Here is a 21,404-nt window from a genome sequence, read left to right on the forward strand (position 1 = left end):
CTAGAACATATGTTCGACGAAGCGCTAATCTGAAAACATGCTTGGTCGGTTCACGGTTCGCCCGTCCGACGACGGATCCAACAGGTTCGGCGTCTGGGACGGTGCGGTCAACGGGTGGCGTGCAACGGGTATCGACGACGAGGAGAAGGCCTACGAGTTAGCTTCCGATCTGGACGTGCAGTACGACGCGCACGGGCCCCGCCCGGCCGACGCGGTCCGCCACATCGAGCCTGCCCAGGACGTCCAGCAGGCCAGTTGGTCGACCGGCAAGCTCGACGTGTGGATCCGCGACAACGGCGAGTGGCTGGGGCGGGTCCGGGACAAGAACGGTCACGTCACCTGGGTCCCCGGCGGAAACCTCCGCCCGCTCTGACGCCGATCGGCTACTTCACGTAGCTGATCGGCGTCACCGCCGGCGCTTGCGGCAGCGGCTCGGACAGGTAGTGCCCGCGGATGCCGTTGATGTAGTGCCGGCTCCGGTTCGTCAGACCGTCCGGTGTCTGCATCCGTCCCTTGGTCACCAGGATGCCGAGGTCGGCGCCCTTGAACCGGTAGTCGCCCGGCCCGTAGACACGCAGGTAGAACGCCTCGTCCTCGTGCGTGACGTCGTGCCAGTCGTTGGCCGCTCCCGCGAACACCAGGGCGCCGTCCTCGGTCAGGTGCCACGTGCCGGTGCGGGGCGCCTCGATGATCCGCTCGATCCGGTCGGCCGGTTCCTTCATGATCAGCTGCGCCCAGACGTCCACCGCGGCCAGGTCCCGCCAGCGTTCGTTGATCTCCGCGACGTCGACCTCGTAGTCGGCGTCCATGAACTCGAGCAGGTGGAACAGGAACAGCGGCACGTCGGCGTACGCGCCGGCGGTCACGTTCGTCATCGACGACGCGCCGGAGATCCGCGGGTTCAGCTCACCCAGGTACACCTCGTCGGTGGCCAGGTCGACCAGCACGTCGATCTCCAGGAACCCCAGGTACCCCTCCTGTGCGAGCCGGTCCCCGAGCCGCTGCACGTGCTCGATCGCGAGCGCCCGCTGCTCCACCGTGAGCGCCTCGGGGAACAGGTCGTTCCCGCACCAGCCGCCCTTGTACGGCGTCAGCTCCGGGTAGCCGGTCAGATCCGTCATGAACGGTCCGACGATCGTGCCGTGCCGGGTGATGCAGGCCTCGACCGCGGCCGCCTTGTTGTCGATCCGCTTCATCACCTTGAGCTCTTCGCCGATGATGTCGCCGGCGTACTTCTCCCAGTCCTTCTTCCTGGCCAGGAAGAAGGTGGTCTTGCCGGAGTCGCCGTACGGCGTCTGCACGACGAGGTCCCGGCCGAGCCCGGCCGACGCGGCGAGTTCCTTCAACGATTTCCACGACGAGGCGGTGCCGATCACGTTCGGCACCGACGGCGCGCCGGCCTCGTTGCCGAGCTGGGTGGTGACGATCTTCGAGTCGAGCCGCCGCCGCAGTTCGTCCGGCGGCATGATCAGCCGGTACCCGAGCTCGCGGCAGATCTCCTCGGTCTCGGAGTCGAAGAAGACCATCGCGATCATCGGCCTCCCGCCGCGCTTGCGCAGGTGCGCCCGCACCTCCGGATCGCGGAGCAGGTAGTTGTTGATCTGCTCGCTGGACTCGAACTCGACGTACGGCCGGTCCGTCGGCGCGAACACCCGCGGGTGCGTGCCGTCCCAGGAGTCGTAGTAGACGACGTACTGGAAGTTCCGCACCCAGCGGTCGATGCCGAGCAGGTTGAACGCGGTCGGCCCGAAGAAGTAGATCGGCTGGGTGTTGGTCCGGAAGAACGTGCGGATCTCGGCGATACCGTTCAGCTTCTGGTTCATCGCCCCTCACCTCTCCTGGGTCACTTCACAGTAGGACGGCGGCGGCATGCTGTCATCGCGTCAGATGATCGAGCTCCGCGGCCGGGGCGCGATCGCGTCGAACGCGCGCAAGGTGTCCTGCAGGTACGCCGGATGCTGGGCGTCCGGCCAGCTCGAGAGCTTCACGCAGACCGTGCGGGTCCGGCGCCCGACGTACAGCAGCTGACCGTGGATCCCCAAGCAGAGCAGGACATTGCCGGACGGACCGGCGCGGAACCAGAACTGGTTGCGGTACCAGCCGCCGGGGAACGAGGCCGCGGCCGGTGACGCCAGGAAGTCGGTCCGTGCAGCCGCGTCCACTGCCCACGCGCGGCGTGACCACGTCGGCGCGTCCAGCAGCAGCAACCCGAAGCGCACCAGATCGAGGGCAGTCGCCGCGAGACCGCCGTCGTGGATCGCGGTGCCCTGGACATCGGTCAGGAACTCCGCATCGTGCTCGGCACCCATCGGCGCCCACACCAGCGCCGACACCAGCTCGGCCATCGGCGCGCCGCCCGCACGCTCACACATCCAGCCGAGTACGTCGGTCTCCGACGACCGGTACAGGAACCGGCTGCCGTGCGGCGCCTCCGCCTCGAGACCGGTGAGGAAGTCGTAGAGGTGATGCTTGTCCGCCAGCCACCGATCGAGCCGCCGCACATCGGATGACGGGTCGCTGTAGTCCTCCACGAACCGTACGCCGCTGCGCATGTCGAGCACGTGCCGCACGGTCGCACCGGCGTACCCGCTGTCCCTGAGCTCCGCGACGTACGAACTGACCGGAGCGTCGAGCTCCAGCTGACCGCGTTCGACCAGGATCGCCGCCACGCAACCGACCACCGACTTGGTGATCGAGAAGAGCGCCTGCGGCTGGTCCAGTACGCCGCCCGAGGCGACGACGGCTCCGTCATGCACGATCACGAACGCATCGGTATACGTGTCCGCGAGCACTGGTAGCCCGTCGGCCGGTCGAAACGGAAGCGCGCGCACCGCACCGTCCCCGCGGGAGACACGCTGGGTCGGCGGTGTGCCCGGCCAGAGCATGGTGCGATCGTAGTCGCATGGCGACCACCGACGACCGGATGACGGGCTTCCCGCCGTCGGACGAGTCACTCGTCGACCTGTCCGGCTGGCAGGACCCGCCCAACGTCCGCTGGGCGTTCCGGCACATGCGCGAGCTGACGCCGACGCACGTGATCCCCGGCGACCCGAAGTACGTCCGTCCGCTCCCCAGCGCGATCGACCCGTCCGTCTGTGCGACACCCGTCGACCGGCTCGACGGCAGCACCGCGACCGTGGACGAGGTGTGGGCGGACACCTGGACCGACGCGCTCCTCGTGCTGCACAACGGGACGATCGTCGACGAGCAGTACCTGGCCGGCATGACTCCACACACGCCGCACCTGCTGATGTCGGTGAGTAAGTCGATCGTCGGCTGTGTCGCGGGCATCCTCGTGCAGCGCGGTGTCCTCGACCCGGCGGCTCCGGTCACGAAGTACGTACCCGATGTGGCGAGCAGCGGGTACGCCGGCGCGACTGTCCGGCATCTGCTGGACATGCGGACCGGAGTGGCCTTCCGGGAGACGTACCAGGCGGCCGACGCGGAAGTGCGCGTGATGGAGCGGTCGATGGGCTGGCGTCCACCACAGGACGGCGATCCGGTCGGCACGTACAACTACCTGACCACTCTGGGTACGGCGTCCGCGCACGGCGGTGCGTTCACGTACCGGTCGGCCGACACCGACCTGCTCGGCTGGGTGTGCGAGCGTGCTTCCGGCACGCGGATGGCCGAGCTGATCTCACGACTCGTCTGGATCCCCATGGGCGCCGAACAAGCCGCGGACATCACCTGCGACCCAGTCGGCACCGCGGTCCACGACGGCGGGATCTCCGCGGTCGCGCGGGACGTGGCCCGCTTCGGTCAGCTGCTGCTCCAAGGACAGATCGTCCCGGCCGGCTGGCTCAACGATGCCTGGCAGCCGCCCGCCGCTGTGCGGGACGCCTTCGCGGGCACCGACAACGAGCCCGTCCTGCCCGGCGGCTGGTACCGCAACCAGTTCTGGTTCGTGCCGAACCATCGCGGCACAGCCCTTGTCTGCTTGGGGATTCACGGTCAGATGGTCTACGTCCACCGGGAGACAGGGATGGTCGGCGTGAAGCTGTCGAGCTGGCCGGACCCGCAGAACGCGTCGTACCTGATCGACACCTTGCGGGCCTTCGCCGCGATCGGCGCGACCCTGGACGCTTGAGGGCCGGGGTGCCAGACTCCGAAGATGAGCCGCTACGGCCAGCAGTTCGGCCCGGATTTCACCTTTCTCGGCGTTCCGGTCTGCGATCTCGACGACCCGGCGTCGTACGCGGATGCTCAGGTCGTCATCCTCGGGGCACCCTTCGACGGCGGTACGTCGCACCGGCCGGGGGCACGCTTCGGCCCGATGGCGATCCGGATGCGTGACTACCTCGGCCATGACGGCTCCCGGCCGAGCCTGGCGCTGCGGACCGACGGCCTGGTGGACCTGAACGTCGTCGACGCCGGCGACGTGGAGATGTACTCCGGTGACATCGAGGTCGCGCTGCCCGCGCTCGAGGCGGCGGTGGAGAAGGTGACCCGCTCGGGCGCGATCCCGATCGTGCTCGGCGGCGATCACTCGATCGCGTTCCCGGACGCGAAAGGTGTCGCGAACGTCCTCGGCCACGGCCGGGTGTCGATGCTGCACTTCGACGCGCACGCGGACACCGGCGACATCGAGTTCGGCTCGTTGTGGGGCCACGGGCAACCGATGCGCCGGCTGATCGAGTCCGGCGCGTTGCGCGGCGACCGGTTCCTGCAGATCGGGCTGCGCGGTTACTGGCCGCCACCGGACACGCTCGACTGGATGGCCCAGCAAAACATGCGGTCCTACGAGATGACCGAGATCGTGCACCGCGGCCTGGACGAGTGCCTGACCGAGGCGTTCGTGATCGCCACCGACGAGTGCGACGCGGTGTTCCTGTCCGTCGACATCGACGTCTGCGACCCCGGCCACGCTCCCGGCACCGGCACCCCCGAGCCCGGCGGTCTGACCGCGCGTCAGCTGCTCGACGCGGTACGCCGGATCTGCCTCGAACTGCCCGTCGCCGGGATGGACGTGGTCGAGGTGAGCCCGCCGTACGACCACGCCGACATCACTGCTGCACTGGCCAATCGCGTCGTCCTGGAGGCGGTGTCGGCGATCGCCCGCAAGCGCCAGGACGAACGGGACGGGACCCACTGGGATCCCGCCCAGCCTTTGTTAGGCAACCGCCCCAGGTCGAGCTGACCTGTTCCCAGCACCGGCGGCCGGTGCCACACTCCGAAGAGGATGGGGGGTGGCGGGGACGGGCGGGCACCTCCATCGAGGGGAGGCACCATGGCGATGACCGTGCAGCAACTGTTCCGCCGCAAGCCGGTTCCGGAGATGTCGCAGGAGAGCGGTACCGACACCGGCCAGAGCGAACTGGTCCGCTCGATCGGACTGTTCCAGCTCTCCATGTTCGGCATCGGAGCCACCATCGGCACCGGTATCTTCTTCGTCCTGGCGCAGGCCGTGCCGGTCGCCGGCCCGGCGGTGATCTGGTCGTTCGTGATCGCTGGTGTGGTCGCCGGACTGACCGCGATCTGCTACGCCGAGCTCGCCAGCGCGGTCCCGGTGTCGGGTTCGTCGTACTCGTACGCCTACGCGACGCTCGGCGAGCTGCCCGCGATCGGCGTGGCCGCGTGCCTGCTGCTGGAGTACGGCGTGTCCGCGGCGGCGGTCGCGGTCGGCTGGTCGCAGTACCTGAACGAGTTGTTCGACAACATCTTCGGGTTCACGCTGCCGGACAAGTTGTCCCAGGCACCCGAACAGGGTGGGGTGTTCAACCTTCCCGCGGTGATCCTGGTGGCCCTCTGCACCCTGCTGCTGATCCGCGGCGCGAGTGAGTCGGCCAAGACCAACGCGGTGATGGTGTGCCTGAAGATCGGCGTGCTGATCCTGTTCGTGATCCTGGGGCTCAAGGGCTGGAACTCCGACAACCTGTCCAACTTCGCGCCGTTCGGCCTGACCGGGATCACCTCCGCGGCCGGCATCATCTTCTTCTCCTACATCGGTCTGGACGCAGTCTCGACCGCCGGTGAGGAAGTCAAGAACCCGCGCCGGACGATGCCACTGGCGATCCTGATCTCACTCGTCACGGTCACCGCCCTGTACATCCTGGTCACCATCGTCGCGGTCGCGGCCCAGCCGTCGGGCGAGTTCAAGGACCAGGAGGCCGGGCTGTCCGCGATCCTGGAGAAGGTGACCGGGTCGTCCTGGCCGGCCACGGTGCTCGCCGCGGGCGCGGTGATCTCGATCTTCAGCGTCACGCTGATCGTCATCTACGGGCAGACCCGGATCCTGTTCGCGATGGCCCGCGACGGGATGATCCCGGAGCTGTTCCACCGGGTGAACCCGCGCACCCACACCCCGGTGCCGAACACCGTCATCGTCGCCGTGCTGATCGCGCTGCTGGCCGGGCTGATCCCGATCAACTTCCTCGCCGAGATGACCAGCATCGGCACGCTGGTCGCGTTCCTGGTGGTCTCGATCGGCGTGATCGTGCTGCGCCGAACCCATCCCGAACTGCCGCGCGGCTTCCGGGTCCCGGGGTATCCGGTGACACCGATCCTGTCGATCGCGGGCTGTATCTGGATCATCAAGGACCTGCGGGCGGTCACGATCTACGTGTTCCTGATCTGGCTCGCCGTGGCCCTGGCCTGGTACTTCTTCTACGGCTTCAAGCACTCGCACCTCGGCCGGCACGAGCATGTCGGACTGGCCCCGGACGAGGACGGACCGCAGCCATGACGATGATCGTCGGCTACGCCTCCGACGAGCGCGGGAAGGCGGCGCTGCACCTGGCGGGCATGCTGGCCAGGTCCGCGGGTGACAGCCTGATCGTCTGCACCGTCGTACCCGCGCCCTGGATGCCCGGGATGGCCCGGGTGGACGCGGAGTACCAGGACTTCCTTGCGCAGGGCGCCGATCAGGCGCTCGAGCGTGCCCGGAAGTATCTGCCGAACGACGTTCCGGCGACGTACGTGCGGCACAGTGCCCGGTCGGCGCCGGCCGGGCTGCTCGAGGTGGCCGAGCAGAACGACGCCCGGCTGATCGTGCTCGGCTCGTCGTCGGCCGGTGCCTTCGGCCACATCGCGCTCGGCAGTGTCACCGACCGGTTGCTGCACAGCTCGCATGTCTCGCTCGCGCTGGCCACCCGCGGCTTCCGGTGCCCGGACGACCGCAAGGTGGCCCGGGTGACCGCGGCCTTCGGCGGGACCGAGAGCGCCGAGGACCTGGTCCTGGCGGCTGCTTCGGTGAGCTCCGACGTCCATGCGTCGTTGCGGATCGCAACGTTCGCGGTGTGGTCCCGGCCGGCCTATACGACCAGGCTCGGCACCGACTCCGAGGACCTCGTGATGCAGGAGTGGCGCACCGAGCTGGACAAGACCGTGAACGCCACGCTCGCGCAGCTGCAGGATCTGCCGGTGCACCCGGGCACGGTCGAGACGGTGATCGGGTCGGGTACGACGTGGGCCGAGGCGATCGACGAGATCGGCTGGGACGCGGGCGACGTGCTGGTGGTCGGGTCCAGCGAGCTCGGGCCGGTCGCGCGGGTGTTCCTGGGGTCACGGGCGACCAAGATCCTGCGGCACTCCCCCGTCCCGGTGCTGGTGATCCCGCGCCGCCGGGCCGAGGAACTGGCCGAACAAGCCGCTGAGGACTGACCATGCACGAGGTCGACCAAACCACCGAGCAGATGGTGCGCAGCGTCCTCGCGTACGCCGAGAACCGGCTGCGGATGAACCCGGTGCCGCTGGACAAGTCCACGATGCCCGCGCACGAGCTCTACGAACGGCTCGACGGCCTGATCCGGGACGCGCCCCGGCAACCGGACGAGGTGCTCGGGGTCTACTCGTCGGTGATCGCGCCCAGCGTGATCTCGGCCGACAGCCCGCGCTTCCTCGGGTTCATCCCGGCCGCGCCGACCAAGGCGAGCCTGCTGTTCGACATGCTCGTCTCGTGTGCTTCGATCCAGGGCATCTCGTGGCTCGAGGCCTCGGGCGCGATCGCGGCCGAGAACACCGTGCTGCGGCTGATCGCCGACGAGGCCGGGCTGCCCGCGAGCGCGGGCGGCTGTTTCGTCTCCGGCGGCTCGGCCGGCAACCTGTCCTCGCTCGCGGTCGCTCGCGAGACCGCGAAGAAACGGCTGGGCACCGATCGCCGGCTGCGCGTGGTGGTCGGCACCGACGCGCACTCGTCGATCGTCAACACGCTGCGCCTCCTGGAGCTGGACGCATTCGTCGTCGACACGCCGGACCACCGGCTGACGGCGGAGACGGTCCGGGCCGCGATCGAGGCCGACCCCGATCCGTCGGACGTCGCCGCGCTGGTGTGTACGTCGGGCACCACCAACGCCGGCATCATCGACGACCTGGCCGGCTGCGGTGCGTTCGCGCACGAGCGCGGCTGGTGGTTCCACGTCGACGGCGCGTACGGCGGCTCCGGCATCTTCGCCCGCTCGCTGCGGCCGAAGTACGACGGGATCGAGCAGGCCGACTCGTTCATCCTCGATCCGCACAAGTGGCTGTTCACGCCGTTCGACTGCTGTGCCCTGCTCTACCGCGATCCCGAGCTCGCCCGGGCGACGCACACCCAGGACGCGTCGTACCTGGACGTCATCCACACCTCCGACGGCGAATGGAACCCGACCGACTACGCCTACCACCTGACCCGTCGCGCCCGCGGCCTGCCGCTGTGGTTCTCGCTCGCGGTGTACGGCGTGGACGCGTACCGGGAGGCGATCGAGAAGGCGGCCTGGCTGGCAACGGAAACGGCCGCGCTGATCAAGGCCGAGTCGCACCTGGAGCTGATCCGCGAACCCGACCTCGGTGTCGTCCTGTTCCGCCGCCTCGGCTGGTCGGGCCAGGACTACGACGACTGGGCCCGGCGGTTGCACGAGGACGAGGTCGCGTTCATCCCGCCCAGCAAATGGGAGGGCGAGACGATCGGCCGGTTCGCCTTCCTGCATCCCGACACCACCCTGGACCTGGTCCGCGAGGTGCTGGCCCGGACCGCACCATGAGCGACCTGCTCAGCCTCTTCCCGGCCGGCAGCCGGCTCGATGCCGACGGCACCGTCGTCGTGGGTGGCTGCCGCGCGGACGACCTGGCCGCCGAGTTCGGTACGCCGGTCCTCGTGGTCGCAGAGAGCGCTCTCCGAGCCCGCGCCCGCGAGTACCGCGACGAACTCACCGCCCGCTGGCCCAACGCCCGCGTCGTCTTCGCTTCCAAGGCCTTTCCCTGTACGGCGGTCCAGCGCGTCATGGTCGAGGAAGGACTCGGGCTGGACGTCGCGGGCGGCGGCGAGATCCTGACAGCGCTCAAGGCCGGCGTCGATCCGGCGCTGATCGTGCTGCACGGCAACGCCAAGAGCGACGAGGAGATCGCGCTCGCGGTCGAGCACGGCATCGGCCTGGTCGTGGTGGACAACGCCGACGACGTGGACCGGCTGGAAGCGACCGGTCGCCCGCAGGACGTGCTGGTGCGGATCATTCCGGGCGTCACCGCGGACACCCACGCCCACGTTCTCACCGGCCACGAGGGCTCGAAGTTCGGTTTGGCACCGGCCGACGCGGCCCGGCTGATCCGGCGGATCGAGCACAGCCCGCGGCTGCGGATGCGCGGTCTGCACGTCCACGTCGGTTCGCAGATCCTCGATGTCGAACCGTTCGCGGCGTCCGTCGCGCCGGTCGCCCAGCTCGGCGAGTTCGAGATCTACGACCTCGGCGGCGGCCTCGGCGCGCGCTACACCTGGGCGGACAACCCGCCGACGGTCGCGGCGTACCTGGACACGCTGATCGGCGCGGCGAAGCAGCACCTCCCGCCGTCCGCCCAGCTCATCATCGAACCTGGCCGCAGCATGGTCTGTACGGCGGCGACCACGATCTACCGCGTCACCACGGTGAAGCGCGGCGCGATCACGTTCGTCGCGGTGGACGGCGGGATGGGTGACAACCTGGAGGTCGCGTTGTTCGAGCAGCGGTTCGAGGCGGGCATCGTGGGGCGCTTCGAAGGGCCTTCCCAGACGGTGACCGTGGTAGGCCGGCATTGTGAGAGCGGCGACGTGCTGGTCGACGGCGTACCGCTGTCAGACCCGAAGGTCGGTGACCTGCTGGCTGTCCCCGCGACCGGGGCGTACTGCTTCACGATGGCGAACAACTACAACGGCAACCGCCGGATCCCGGTGGTGTTCGCCAACGACGGCGTCCCACGTCTCGTCGTACGGCGGGAGACGTGGGACGACCTGATGGCTCGAGACGTCGACTAGCCCTCGAAGCCGTGATGGAGCATGACGTGCTTGATCCGCGTGTAGTCCTCGAGACCGTACATCGACAGGTCCTTGCCGTAGCCGGAGTGCTTGAAGCCGCCGTGCGGCATCTCGGCGATCAGCGGGATGTGGGTGTTGATCCACACGCAGCCGAAGTCGAGCCGGGCGGACATCCGGGCCGCGGTGGTGACGTTGGTCGTCCAGACCGAGGAGGCCAGGCCGTACTCGCTGTCGTTCGCCATCCGGAGGCCCTCGTCCTCGTCGGCGAACTTCTGCACGGTCAGCACCGGGCCGAAGATCTCGGTCCGGATCAGCTCGTCGTCCTGGCGCAGGTCCGCGACGATCGTCGGCTCGTAGAAGTACCCACGGTCGCCGACCCGGTGGCCGCCGGTCGTCACCCGGGCGTGGTCCGGGGCCCGCTCGACCAGACCGGCGACGTGGCCGAGCTGGTTGGCGTTGTTGATCGGCCCGTACAGGATGTCCTCGTCGGCCGGGTCGTAGCCGGTCCGCGTCGCCCGCGCCGCGTCGGTGAGCGCTGCGACGAACTCGTCGTAGATGCCTTGCTGGACGAGCACCCGGGTGGCCGCTGTACAGTCCTGGCCGCCGTTGAACAGGCCGGCCACCGAGATGCCCTCGATCGCGGCCGGGATGTCGGCGTCGTCGAACACCACCACCGGCGCCTTGCCGCCGAGCTCGAGGTGGGCCCGTTTGACGTCCGCCGCAGCAGCCATCGCGACCGCCATCCCGGCCCGGGTCGAGCCGGTGATCGAGACCAGCTGCGGGACCTTGTGCCTGGTCAGCGCGGCGCCGGTGTCGCGGTCGCCGCAGACCAGGTTGCAGACGCCGGGCGGGAAGATCTCCTGCATCCGCTCGACCATCCAGTACGACGACGCCGGGGTGGTGTCGGACGGCTTCAGGACCACGGTGTTGCCGGCTGCCAGCGCCGGGGCGAACTTCCAGACCGACATCATCATCGGGTAGTTCCAGGGCGCGACCTGCGCGACCGGGCCGATCGGTTCGCGGCGGATCGACGAGGTGAAGCCGCGCATGTACTCACCGGCCGACTTGCCCTCCAGCACTCGGGCGGCGCCGGCGAAGAAGCGGATCTGGTCGACCATCGGCGGGATCTCCTCCGACCGGGTCAGCGCCACCGGCTTGCCGGTGTTCTCGCTCTCGATCGCGATCAGTTCCTCGGCGCCGGCCTCGATCACGTCGGCGAGCTTCAGCAGCGCGTGCTGCCGCTCGCTCGGTGTCGACCAGCGCCAGGTCTCGAACGCGGTCGCCGCGGCCCGGAAGGCCTGGTCGACGTCGTGCTCGTCCGAGTTCGGCGCGGCGGCGTACACCTCGCCGGTGGACGGGTTGACGATGTCCATCATCGCCCCCGACGACGACGCCTGGACCTTCCCGTCGATGACGTTGGAGAACAGCTTCTTGTCCGGCATCAGACCCACCCCTTTGCAGCAGACGATCCGTCCCCCGCTTCCTCAATCTAGGCTCACCCACTGACGAGGAGAAGGCCGTGACCACCACCATGGCGACCCATCCGCTCGAGCCGCTGGATGAGCACGAGTTCCGGCAGACGGCCGCGATCCTGCGCCGGGACGAGGAGCTCGGCGGCTCCTGGCGGTTCGCCGGAATCGAGCTGCTCGAGCCGGACAAGGCGGCAGTGCAGGCCTGGCGGCCCGGTGACGCCGTACCGCGAACCGCGTTCGCCGTGCTGTGGAACCGGGCCGACAACCAGACCTGGGAAGCCGTCGTCGACCTGACCGGCGACCGGGTGGTGTCCTGGACGCACGTCCCCGGCGTGACGCCGAACTTCACCACCGACGAGTATCACGAGGTCGACGAGGCGATGCGGGCCCACCCGGACGTGATCGCCGCCCTGGCCGACCGCGGCATCACCGACCTGTCCCTGGTGCTGATCGAGGTCTGGACGTACGGGAAGGCGCTGATGCCGGAGAAGTACCGCGACCGCAGGCTCGGGTGGTGCGACATCTGGTACCGCGAAACCCCCGAGAGCAACGCGTACGCGCACCCGGTCTCCGGCCTCAAGGTCGTCGTCGACATGAACACGCTCGAGCTGCTCGAGCTGGAGAACGACCATGACCACGGCCAGCCCGACGTCAACGCGGAGTACGCCCCCGGACCGTGGACCGGGACGCTGCGCACCGACCTGAAGCCGCTGGAGATCACCCAGCCCGACGGTGTCTCGTTCACCCTCGACGGCACCGAACTGCGGTGGCAGAACTGGACGCTGCGGCTCGGCTTCAACCACCGCGAGGGCCCGGTGATCTACCAGGTCGGGTACGGCGGCCGCGACATGGCCTACCGGATGTCGTTCGCCGAGCTGATGGTCCCGTACCGCGACGCCTCGTTCGACCACTACCGGCGGACGGCGTTCGACATCGGTGAATGGGGTCTCGGGTTCATGACCACGTCGCTCGAGCTGGGGTGCGACTGTCTCGGCGAGATCCGTTACCTGGACGCCGTACTGCACGACACCCGCGGCGAGCCGTACACGATCAAGAACGCGATCTGTCTGCACGAGGAGGACAACGCCGTCCTGTGGAAGCACGTCGACCACACCAACGGCGCCGAGATCCGCCGGATGCGCCGGATGGTCGTGTCCTGCCACGTCACGGTCGCGAACTACGAGTACCTCGTGTACTGGCGCTTCTACCAGGACGGCAACATCGAGTGCGAGGTCCGGGCCACCGGTCTGATGGTGACGACCCCGTTCGCCGGTCCCCCGCCGCAGACCGGGACCGTGGTCGACCAGCAGACGTACGCGCCCTTCCATCAGCATTTCCTGGTCGCCCGGCTCGACCTCGACGTGGACGGCGACGGCAACACGGCGTACGAGGTCGACTCGCGGGCGCTGCCCGTCTCGGACAGCAACCCGTACGGACTGGCTGTGGTCACCGACGCGACGCCGATCCGCACCGAGTCCGAGGCCGCCCGCGACTTCAATTGGTCGACCCAACGATCCTGGAAAGTGGCGAACCCGAACCGGGTGAACGCGCTCGGCACGCACCCGGCGTACAAACTCGTCCCGAGCGCGTCGATCCCGCCGCTGATGGATCCCGGCACGCCCCAGTTCCTGCGCGCTCCGGTGATCGGCCACACCCTCTGGGTCACCCGCCACCACGAGGAGGAACGCTGGCCGGCCGGCGACTACCCCACGCAATCCACCACCGACGACGGGATGAGCCGCTGGATCGCCGACGACGAGTCGCTGGAGAACACCGACATCGTGCTGTGGTACGTCTTCGGCATCCACCACATCACCCGGGTCGAGGACTGGCCCGTGATGCCCGCCGACACGATCTCGTTCTGGCTGAAGCCGTTCGGGTTCTTCGACCAGAACCCCTCGATCGACGTCCCACCCTCGGTCAAGGCCGACGGTGAGGTCTGCGAGCACCACCCGGGGTGAGCGTCAGCGAGGGTTCGTGTTCGGCTTGGGCGGCGTCGGTTTCGTGCCCGGCTTCTTCTCCGAGTCCGGCGGCTTCGGGTTGGGGTCGCCGATGAGTTTCTTCGGTGGGTTGACGAAACGTTCGACCGGGAGACCGCGGAGGCTGCCCTGCATGGCGGACTCCCACAGCGGGCCGGCGGTGCCGGAGCCGGTCGGGTCGGCGATGTCCTGCCCGTTCAGGGTGTGGTGGAACATCAGGTTCGTGTACGGCAGGTTCGCGTCCGCGACGACCGCCGCGGCGGCGAGGTTCGGGGTGTAGCCGGCGAACCAGACGGCCAGGTTCTGCTGGATGGTGCCGGTCTTGCCGGCCATGTCGCGGGTGCCGAACCGCAACTTGCCACCGGTGCCGCCCGGCATCATCACCGCGCTGAGGACCCGGTTGACCCCGTCGGCCACCGCGCGCGGCAGCACCTGCTTGCAGGCGAAGCCGGGGCCGGGGATCGGCTTGCCGCCTTCGTCGCGGATCGACGTGACGACCAGCGGCTCGCAGTACTTCCCCCGCGCCGCGAACGTCGCGTACGCGTTCGACAGCATCAGCGGGGTCACGTACCCGACGCCCAGCGTCATCGACGCCACCTGGTCGAGCGGCTCGCCGGTCTGCGCGTTGTACATCCCGAGCCTGGCCGCGATCTTCGCGATCGGGCACAGCCCGGTCCGCTGCGACAGCTGCAGGAAGTACGTGTTGGTCGAGAACCTGGCCGCCTCGACCATGGTCAGGTCACCGCTGTGCGTGGAGTTCCTCGGCTGGTACTTCGGATCGCGGGTGAACCCGGTACAGGTCGTGAACTTCTTGTTCCGCAGGTCGATCTGCTCCGGCGAGTTGATCCGGTAGTCCATCGGGATGCCCTTCGACAGGGCCGCCGCGATCGTGAACGCCTTCATCGTGGAGCCGTTCTGGAACCCGCCGAACCCGCCGGCGTACGACTTCTCCACGTTGTAGTTGTAGTTCGTGTGGTTGCGCCCGTTGCCGTACGGCTTGCTCTGCACCATCGCCTTCACCAGCCCGGTGCCCGGCTCGACCACCGTGATCGCCGCGATCGCGGTGTCGGTGCGCTTGCTGTGCTTGTCGATCGAGGCCTGCGCGGCCGCCTGGATCCGCGGGTCGATCGAGGTCCGGATCAGCAGGCCGCCGGTCTTCAGGTAGTGGTCGCGGTCCTTCACGGTCGCGCCGAGCGCCGGGTTGGCCAGCAGCTTGGAGACCACGTAGTCGCAGTAGAACGGGTACCGCGAGTTGGCGCAGCCGTTCGGCACGGGCTCGACCCGCGCCAGGTCGACGACCGGCGTCCGCAGCGCCTCGTTCGCCTGATGCACCGTGACCACGCCGAGCTCGAGCATCCGCTTGATCACCACGTCGCGGCGGGCCTTTGACCGGGCCAGGTCGTTGGTCGGGTCGTACCCGGTCGGGTTCTTCACCAGACCGGCCAGCAGCGCCGCCTGCGGGAGCGTGAGTTTGTCGGCCGTGGTCCGGAAGTAGTGCTGGGCGGCCGCCTGGACGCCGTACGAGCCGTCGCCGAAGTTCACCAGGTTCAGGTACCGCTCGAGGATCTCGTCCTTGGACAGCTGGTCCTCGACCGCGACGGCGTACCGCAGCTCGGCCAGCTTGCGCTCGTACGTGACCGCGGTCGCCGCTGCCCGCTCCGCCGCCGTCCGCGCCTTCTCGACCAGGCTCATCTTCACGTACTGCTGGGTGATGCTCGACCCGCCCTGCTGCACCTCGCCCTCGGTCTGGTTGCGCAGCATCGCGCGGAGCGTGCCCTTCAGGTCGAGGGCGCCGTGGTCGTAGAACCGGGAGTCCTCGATCGCGACGATCGCCTTGCGCATGATCGGGCTGATCGTGCTGAGCGGGACCGGGACGCGGTTCTGCTCGTACAGCGTCGCGATCAGCGTGCCGTCCGCGGCCAGGATGCGGCTGCGGACGGCCACCGGATCGACCTCGAGCTCCTTCGGCAGGTTCTGGACGGTCGCCGCGACGTCAGCCGATCCACGGCCGGCGAACCCGGCGAACGGCACCGCGAGCCCCGCCGCCAGCGCGCCCGACAGCACGCTCACGCCGATGAACGTCATCAACGACCGAGCTGGATTGCGACCGCCCCTGCCGGCACGCATACCCCCAGGCTAGTCGAGTCATCGAACTCCGGGTACCCCGGAATTGATTGCCTCGATCAACTTTGGCCGCAATTCCCTGGCAGAGATGACCGCATCGACCGATCCGACCTGGCGGGCCCGCTCGATACTGTGCACCCGATCGAACTCCGTCGCGACCTCGCCCAGCTTCTCGGCGCGGACGACGGTCCGCACGTCCGCGAGCTCCGTCGCGAGCGCGGCCCGCTCCGCGCCGGTGGCCTCGCCGACCCGCTCGGCCAGCGTCGCAACCCGCGGATCGGCAGCGGTCCGGGCGTCGACCTCACCCGCGAACACGACGGCGGCCGCCGGCGCGCCGCCGAGCACCGAGGCGAACGATCCCTCGACCGCGAGCACCGTCATGGACGGATTCAGCGACTTCGAGAACACCACGAACGCGCCGCCGTGGTACCGCGAGACGACGCAGAATACGATCGGTCCCCGGAAGTTGACGATCGCGCGGCCGATCTCGGCGCCGTACTCGAGCTGCAGGTTCCGCATCGAGTCCGGTGATCCGTCGAAACCGGACAAGTTCGCCAGCACCACCAGCGGCCGGTTGCCGCTGGCCGAGTTGATCGCCCGGGCCACCTTCTTCGACGACCGCGGGAACAGCGTGCCCGCGGTGTACGTGTCCGGACCGTCGGTGGGCGGGAAACCCCGGCGCGGCACCGACTTGGACTCGATCCCGACCAAACACACCGGGAACCCGCCGAGCCGCGCGTCCTGCACGACTGCGGTGTCGGCGTCGGCCATCCCGGCCCAGCGCTCCAGCACCGGGTGGTCCTGGTCGGTGACGGCCCGCATCAGCGTGCGGATGTCGAACGCCTTCTTCCGGTCCGGGTTCGTCGTAGTCGAGAAAATCTCACCAACGGTCTTGAAGTCGCTCCCGGCCACGTCGTGCGGGTACGGCGTGACGTCCCGGTCGACCGGGTCACTCGTGACCGCCCGCCGCGGACCGCTCTCCCCCGGTACGACGTACGTGTGGTCGTAGTGCGTCATCAGCACGTTCCGCGCCGCCTTCAGGTCGGGCGCCCAGTACTGCGCCTGGCCGTTCGGGCCCATCACCCGGTCGTAGCCGCCGATGCCGAAGTTGTCCTCGGCCGACACGCTGCCGGAGAAGTCCAGCGTCTGCTTGCCGGTCAGCACCATCGCGCTGTCCGGCGTCATCACCAGGATGCCCTTGGTGTGCATGAGCATGGTCGCCTCGGCGTTCCAGTACGGCTGCGCGCCGACGTTGATCCCCGCGACCACGACGTTGATCTCGCCGCCGTCCTGGGTGAACTCGACGATCCGCTTCAGCGCCTTCGCGACCCAGTCCATGTTCTCGGTGCCGGAGTCCATCGAGATCCGGGCACCGGCCGACAGCGAGTACCACTCGACCGGGACCCGCATCCGCTCGGCCAGGTCGAGTGCGGCGATGATCCGCGCGCACTCCCCCTCGGCGACCGCGCCGAGCGCCATCGTCGGGTCGCCGCTCATCGCGACCCGGGTGACGCCCTCGGGGTAGCGCTCGCTCGGCGTGGTGACGATGCCGACGATGATGCCGGCCTTGTTCAGGCCCTTCGCCCGCTCGACCGGGACCAGGTTGCCCGCGTCGTCGAGGTCGTGCTCGACGAACGAGCCGCCCTGGCCGGCGACCATCCCGCTGACCTCGTACGGGTAGATGGTGTTGCGCCGCCGGGACCGCTGCACCTTCTGGGCGTAGTCGTCGAGCGGCAGCAGCCGTCCGGTCGGCGGCTGCTCGATCGACACGACGACCCCGGCGCCGTGCTGGTAATAGAACCGGGCAGCGACCGGGTTCGTGGTGCCGTCCGGGCCCGGGACCTGGCCCTGGACCAGGACCTCCTCGATCCCCGCGCCCGCGGTCAGCGGGGCGATGTTGCGCTGCAGTGCGGTGACCTCGTCGACCTGCGCCTCGACCACCGGCCAGATCTGCACCCACACATGGTTCATGTCCAGCTTGGCGCCGGCTGCTCCACGGGCGGAACGCGCCCGGCGGATCGCCTCCAGGCAGTTCGCGATCGCCCGCTCCGCGTGCGGCAGCGACGTGACCTGGCCGTCCTCGTCCCGGACCACCGCGAACTGACGGACCTGGGCCAGCGCGACGAGCCGCCGGTCGGCCGGGTTGTCCCGCGCGACGCAGTAATAGAGCAGGACGTCCTCGGGTGCTTCGAGGCGGGTGATCCGGAAGTCGCGCAGCCGCCACAGGTTCAGGCGGCGGCCGACCATCGGATGGACGCCGCGGACGTTGTCGTCCTCGGTCATCGATCCGCCGGCCGGGCGGTAGGTGAAGTACGACACCGGGCGGCCCTGTCCTGGTGCGACCGCGACCGAGATCCGCCGTACCCGCTGGGCGACCGGCAGGTCGGCGACCATCCGGCGGTACAGATCGGAGGCCTCCTGCTGCGATTCGGGCAGGTCGGGGCCGTACAGGTACAGCTCGACGACGGCCTCGTGACCGGCCGTGCGGGCGTCGACCTGCGCGGTCAGCATGCGCGAGAGGGCGCTGTCGCGGTCGGCCAGCTCGGCCACCGTCCCGACCGTCGTGACCAGGTGGCTCGGGCGGTCGTCGATGCTGTAGTCAGCGGTCGCGACCGGCCGCCCGTCGACAGCGAACTCGCGCAGGTCGTGCAGCTCGTACTCGCGGTAGTGCCGCCGGACGAGCACCTCGAGCATCGGCTCACGCTCGCCCCAGCCGCGCTCCAGCCGCTGGGCGAGGAACCGGACGATCGGCTCCGGGATCGCGGCCAGCGCGTCGATCCGCTGCTGCCGGTCCGGCGCGTCCGGGTGCACGGCCAGGTCGGCGACCTCGTCGCTCACACCGGTGATGATGGATTCCCGCTCGGCGTCGACCTGCGGCTGGTCGAACCAGCGGAACCGGACGCTCCGCGCCAGGTCACCGACCACCGGGAACCGCAGCTGTGTGGCCAGCACGAGCCGGTCCAGCAGCTCGTGCACCGACTCGTCGAGCGGCGCCTCCGGCAGCGGCTCGGCGATCCACCGCTGCAGCACGGACGTCACCAGCACCACGTCGGGACTCGAGCGCTGCTGCGCCAGGAAGATCCGGAAGACCGCCTCCTCCAGCTCAGGGCTCCGCTCCAGCCCGCTCACGCCGTAGTTGCTCAGCACCCGCGTCAGCCGGGACTGGAACTCGGCCGGCAACGCACCACGGTCCGGATCCAGGCTCTGCAGGTACGTGTAGAAGTACTCGCGCGGGCTGTGCACGCGGTTCTCGATGGTCGTGTCCGTGCCGGCCGGCCGGTTGCGGCTCAGCTCGGCGAAGTCGGCGAACACCGTCAGCAGCTCGATCTCGGGCCCGACCGGCGGCTCGGAGTGCTGATGCGCGAGCTCGGACCGGGCAGCGAGGTAGTCGGCCAGCATGCCGCCCTCGTCCTGCGGGTCGATGTCGAACCCGAGCAGCATGCTCCGCAGATCGTCCAGCCCGCGCTCCACCCGCTCGGCCGCGGACTTCTCCCCCGTCCCGTTCGGCAGATCCAGCTGTACGCCGTTCGTGGTCGGAGCGACCTCTTCCGCCCCGGACTCATCGGCCACCGGCTCCAGCCGGAGCAGCGGCGCACCGGTCTCGACCTGGCTGCCGGTCGAGACCAGCAGCTCCTTCACGGTCGCCTTGAACGGCGCGTACAGCACCGTCTCCATCTTCATGCTCTCGAGCACGAGCACCGGAGCGCCGGCCTCGATCTCGGCGCCCGTCTGCACCGGCGTCGCCACCACGAGCGCGGGCGCCGGCGAACGCAGTACGCCGCCCTCGTCCCGGCTGACGCGGTGCGTCACGCCGTCGACCTCGACCAGATGCACGGGGCCATGTGTCGCGGTCACCAGGCGGAACCGCTGCCCGCCGACGACCAGCCGGCTCCTGTACTCGTCCAGCCGCTCCAGCTCGGCATCCACGACCTTGAGGTGGCTGTCGCCGTTGCCGACGCCGACCCGGAACCGCTCCGGGCCGATCCGCGCCACTGTCACCCGGTAACTCGCGCCCCGCAGCTTCAGGTCGATCGCGCGACCGACCTCGTGCTGCACCTGCGGACGGCCGCCGTGCGCGGTCTCGTAGAGCCGGGTGCGTTCGACCTTCTCGGCGTCCTCGTACCCCTCGATCGCGGCCGCGACCAGCGCGATGCCGGAGTGCCGGTGCGACACCAGGCGCCCCTCGCCGCGGACCCGGTCGATCCAGCCGGTGTCCGCGCTGCCGTCGATCACCTCGGGCTGGTCGAGCAGCTCGAGGATGAAACTCTTGTTGGTCGCACCGCCCTCGATCAGCACCGTCGTCGCCTGCATCGCGCGCCGCAGCCGCGCCAGCGCCTCCTCCCGGGTCCGGCCGTACCCGATGATCTTCGCGATCATCGAGTCGAAGTCGGCCGGGATGCTGTCGCCCGCACTGACTCCGGTGTCCACCCGGATCCCGGGGCCGGCGGGCAGATCGAGTACGGCGATGCGCCCGGGCGACGGCGCGAAATCGCGGTCCGGGTCCTCGGCGTTCAACCGGGCCTCGACCGCGTGACCGCTCTCCAGCGGCTTGGGAGCCTCCAGCCGGCCGCCGGATGCGACGTGCAGCTGGGCCTTCACCAGGTCGAACCCGGTGGTCAGCTCGGTGATCGGGTGCTCGACCTGGAGCCGGGTGTTCACCTCGAGGAACGCGAACGACTTCTCGCCCGGGTGGTACAGGAACTCGACCGTCGCGGCGCCCTGGTATCCGACCGCCAGCGCCAACCGCTCGGCGGAGGCCTTCAGATCCTCGTCCTGCGACGCGGACAGCAGCGGAGACGCCGACTCCTCGATGACCTTCTGATTGCGGCGCTGCACGGAGCAGTCCCGAACACCGAGCGCCCACGCGGCGCCCTGGCCGTCCGCGATGACCTGGACCTCGACGTGCCGTGCGCCGGTGACGAGCCGCTCCAGAAACACCACGCCGCTGCCGAACGCACGGGCAGCCTCGTCACTGGTCCGCGCGTACGCGTCGGACAGCTCGTCGGCGGAGCGGACCACCCGGATGCCGCGGCCACCGCCACCGGCCGTTGCCTTGAGCATCAATGGGTAGCCGATCCGCTCGGCCGCCTCCAGCGCGGCCTCCAGCGACTCGACCGCACCCCGGCTCCACGGCGCGACCGGTACGCCGACCTCCTCGGCGATCAGCTTCGACCCGATCTTGTCGCCGAGCTTGCGCATCGCCTCGGCCGACGGGCCGATGAAGGTCACGCCGATCCGGTCGCACAACTCCGCGAACGCCGGGTCCTCGGCAACGAATCCCCAGCCGACCCAGGCCGCGTCGGCCCCGGTCTCGCGGAGCGCACGCTCGAGGACGGCGAGATCCAGGTACGGCCGGGCCGATGCCGGGCCGAGCGGGTAGGTGATGTCCGCCGCGCGCACGAAGGTGGCAGTCCGCTCACCCTCGGTGAACAAGGCCACGGTCTCGATGGGGTCACCGCCCTCGGCGTTGACTTCCCGGACCGCATTGATCAGCCGCATCGCGGCCTCGCCCCGGTTCACTATTGCGATACGCTTGAACATCGACCGCCTCCGTGTCTCACCCTGCTTGTACAGAAGGGATCGCCTCCTGCTGGCACAGGTTTTCAGCCCATGCCCGTTACCGTC

13 protein-coding genes are annotated in these 21,404 nt (G+C 69.3%); 8 read left to right on the top strand and 5 right to left on the bottom strand.

What is annotated here, in order from left to right:
* The first annotated feature begins 37 nt into the window (after positions 1-37).
* Positions 38-373: a hypothetical protein gene (locus tag OHA18_RS39165; RefSeq protein ID WP_329000452.1), complete on the top strand. Its 336-nt coding sequence runs from the start codon at positions 38-40 to the stop codon at positions 371-373.
* Between the two features lie 10 nt (positions 374-383).
* Here OHA18_RS39165 and OHA18_RS39170 read toward each other — a convergent pair whose 3' ends face one another.
* Together OHA18_RS39170 and OHA18_RS39175 are read right to left on the bottom strand one after the other, a co-directional pair.
* Complete coding sequence (locus tag OHA18_RS39170) at positions 384-1,823, bottom strand: biotin carboxylase (RefSeq protein WP_329000453.1); 1,440 nt, start codon at positions 1,821-1,823, stop codon at positions 384-386.
* 60 nt (positions 1,824-1,883) lie between these two features.
* The gene (locus OHA18_RS39175; RefSeq protein WP_329000454.1) at positions 1,884-2,885 is read right to left on the bottom strand and encodes a serine hydrolase domain-containing protein; all 1,002 of its coding nucleotides are present in this window, start codon (positions 2,883-2,885) and stop codon (positions 1,884-1,886) included.
* A 17-nt stretch (positions 2,886-2,902) separates the two neighbouring features.
* Here OHA18_RS39175 and OHA18_RS39180 point away from each other — a divergent pair, with 17 nt between their 5' ends.
* The 6 genes from OHA18_RS39180 to lysA all read left to right on the top strand — a co-directional run bounded on the left by OHA18_RS39180 (position 2,903) and on the right by lysA (position 10,204).
* On the top strand, positions 2,903-4,090 hold the full coding sequence (locus OHA18_RS39180) for a serine hydrolase domain-containing protein (protein ID WP_329000455.1): 1,188 nt from the start codon (positions 2,903-2,905) through the stop codon (positions 4,088-4,090).
* A 24-nt stretch (positions 4,091-4,114) separates the two neighbouring features.
* Entirely contained in the window at positions 4,115-5,140 is a 1,026-nt protein-coding gene (gene speB / locus OHA18_RS39185) for an agmatinase (RefSeq protein WP_329000456.1), read from the top strand.
* Positions 5,141-5,230: 90 nt separating this feature from the next.
* Complete coding sequence (locus tag OHA18_RS39190; RefSeq protein WP_329000457.1) at positions 5,231-6,685, top strand: amino acid permease; 1,455 nt, start codon at positions 5,231-5,233, stop codon at positions 6,683-6,685.
* Positions 6,682-7,602, top strand: a complete 921-nt coding sequence (locus OHA18_RS39195; protein WP_329000458.1) for a universal stress protein — start codon at positions 6,682-6,684, stop codon at positions 7,600-7,602. Before OHA18_RS39190 ends, OHA18_RS39195 begins: the two co-directional genes overlap by 4 nt.
* Positions 7,603-7,604: 2 nt before the next feature.
* Positions 7,605-8,960 (top strand): pyridoxal phosphate-dependent decarboxylase family protein, encoded by a 1,356-nt coding sequence (locus tag OHA18_RS39200; protein WP_329000459.1) that lies wholly within the window; start codon positions 7,605-7,607, stop codon positions 8,958-8,960.
* A complete protein-coding gene (gene lysA, locus OHA18_RS39205) occupies positions 8,957-10,204 on the top strand; it encodes a diaminopimelate decarboxylase (RefSeq protein ID WP_329000460.1) in 1,248 nt (415 codons plus the stop codon). The genes OHA18_RS39200 and lysA overlap by 4 nt, the downstream gene beginning before the upstream one ends.
* Here the strand turns inward: lysA and OHA18_RS39210 are convergent.
* On the bottom strand, positions 10,201-11,646 hold the full coding sequence (locus tag OHA18_RS39210; protein ID WP_329000461.1) for a gamma-aminobutyraldehyde dehydrogenase: 1,446 nt from the start codon (positions 11,644-11,646) through the stop codon (positions 10,201-10,203). The genes lysA and OHA18_RS39210 overlap by 4 nt on opposite strands.
* A 77-nt stretch (positions 11,647-11,723) precedes the next feature.
* On the opposite strand from OHA18_RS39210, the gene OHA18_RS39215 reads away from it, so the two are divergent.
* Positions 11,724-13,637, top strand: coding sequence for a primary-amine oxidase (locus OHA18_RS39215; RefSeq protein ID WP_329000462.1), 1,914 nt, complete (start codon positions 11,724-11,726; stop codon positions 13,635-13,637).
* 3 nt (positions 13,638-13,640) lie between these two features.
* Here the strand turns inward: OHA18_RS39215 and OHA18_RS39220 are convergent, their stop codons facing one another.
* Both OHA18_RS39220 and OHA18_RS39225 read right to left on the bottom strand, forming a co-directional pair.
* Positions 13,641-15,782, bottom strand: a complete 2,142-nt coding sequence (locus OHA18_RS39220; protein WP_329000463.1) for a transglycosylase domain-containing protein — start codon at positions 15,780-15,782, stop codon at positions 13,641-13,643.
* 18 nt (positions 15,783-15,800) lie between these two features.
* Complete coding sequence (locus tag OHA18_RS39225; protein WP_329000464.1) at positions 15,801-21,320, bottom strand: ATP-binding protein; 5,520 nt, start codon at positions 21,318-21,320, stop codon at positions 15,801-15,803.
* Between the last annotated feature and the right edge of the window lie 84 nt (positions 21,321-21,404).

The organism is Kribbella sp. NBC_00709 (assembly GCF_036226565.1).
Taxonomy (GTDB): Bacteria; Actinomycetota; Actinomycetes; order Propionibacteriales; family Kribbellaceae; genus Kribbella.

Excerpts from the sequence above, each read along its gene's own strand:
- OHA18_RS39165 (WP_329000452.1), top strand. The coding sequence starts at position 38 with ATGCTTGGTCGGTTCACGGTTCGCCCGTCCGACGACGGATCCAACAGG.
- OHA18_RS39170 (WP_329000453.1), bottom strand. The coding sequence starts at position 1,823 with ATGAACCAGAAGCTGAACGGTATCGCCGAGATCCGCACGTTCTTCCGG.
- OHA18_RS39175 (WP_329000454.1), bottom strand. The coding sequence starts at position 2,885 with ATGCTCTGGCCGGGCACACCGCCGACCCAGCGTGTCTCCCGCGGGGAC.
- OHA18_RS39180 (WP_329000455.1), top strand. The coding sequence starts at position 2,903 with ATGGCGACCACCGACGACCGGATGACGGGCTTCCCGCCGTCGGACGAG.
- speB (WP_329000456.1), top strand. The coding sequence starts at position 4,115 with ATGAGCCGCTACGGCCAGCAGTTCGGCCCGGATTTCACCTTTCTCGGC.
- OHA18_RS39190 (WP_329000457.1), top strand. The coding sequence starts at position 5,231 with ATGGCGATGACCGTGCAGCAACTGTTCCGCCGCAAGCCGGTTCCGGAG.
- OHA18_RS39195 (WP_329000458.1), top strand. The coding sequence starts at position 6,682 with ATGACGATGATCGTCGGCTACGCCTCCGACGAGCGCGGGAAGGCGGCG.
- OHA18_RS39200 (WP_329000459.1), top strand. The coding sequence starts at position 7,605 with ATGCACGAGGTCGACCAAACCACCGAGCAGATGGTGCGCAGCGTCCTC.
- lysA (WP_329000460.1), top strand. The coding sequence starts at position 8,957 with ATGAGCGACCTGCTCAGCCTCTTCCCGGCCGGCAGCCGGCTCGATGCC.
- OHA18_RS39210 (WP_329000461.1), bottom strand. The coding sequence starts at position 11,646 with ATGCCGGACAAGAAGCTGTTCTCCAACGTCATCGACGGGAAGGTCCAG.
- OHA18_RS39220 (WP_329000463.1), bottom strand. The coding sequence starts at position 15,782 with ATGCGTGCCGGCAGGGGCGGTCGCAATCCAGCTCGGTCGTTGATGACG.
- OHA18_RS39225 (WP_329000464.1), bottom strand. The coding sequence starts at position 21,320 with ATGTTCAAGCGTATCGCAATAGTGAACCGGGGCGAGGCCGCGATGCGG.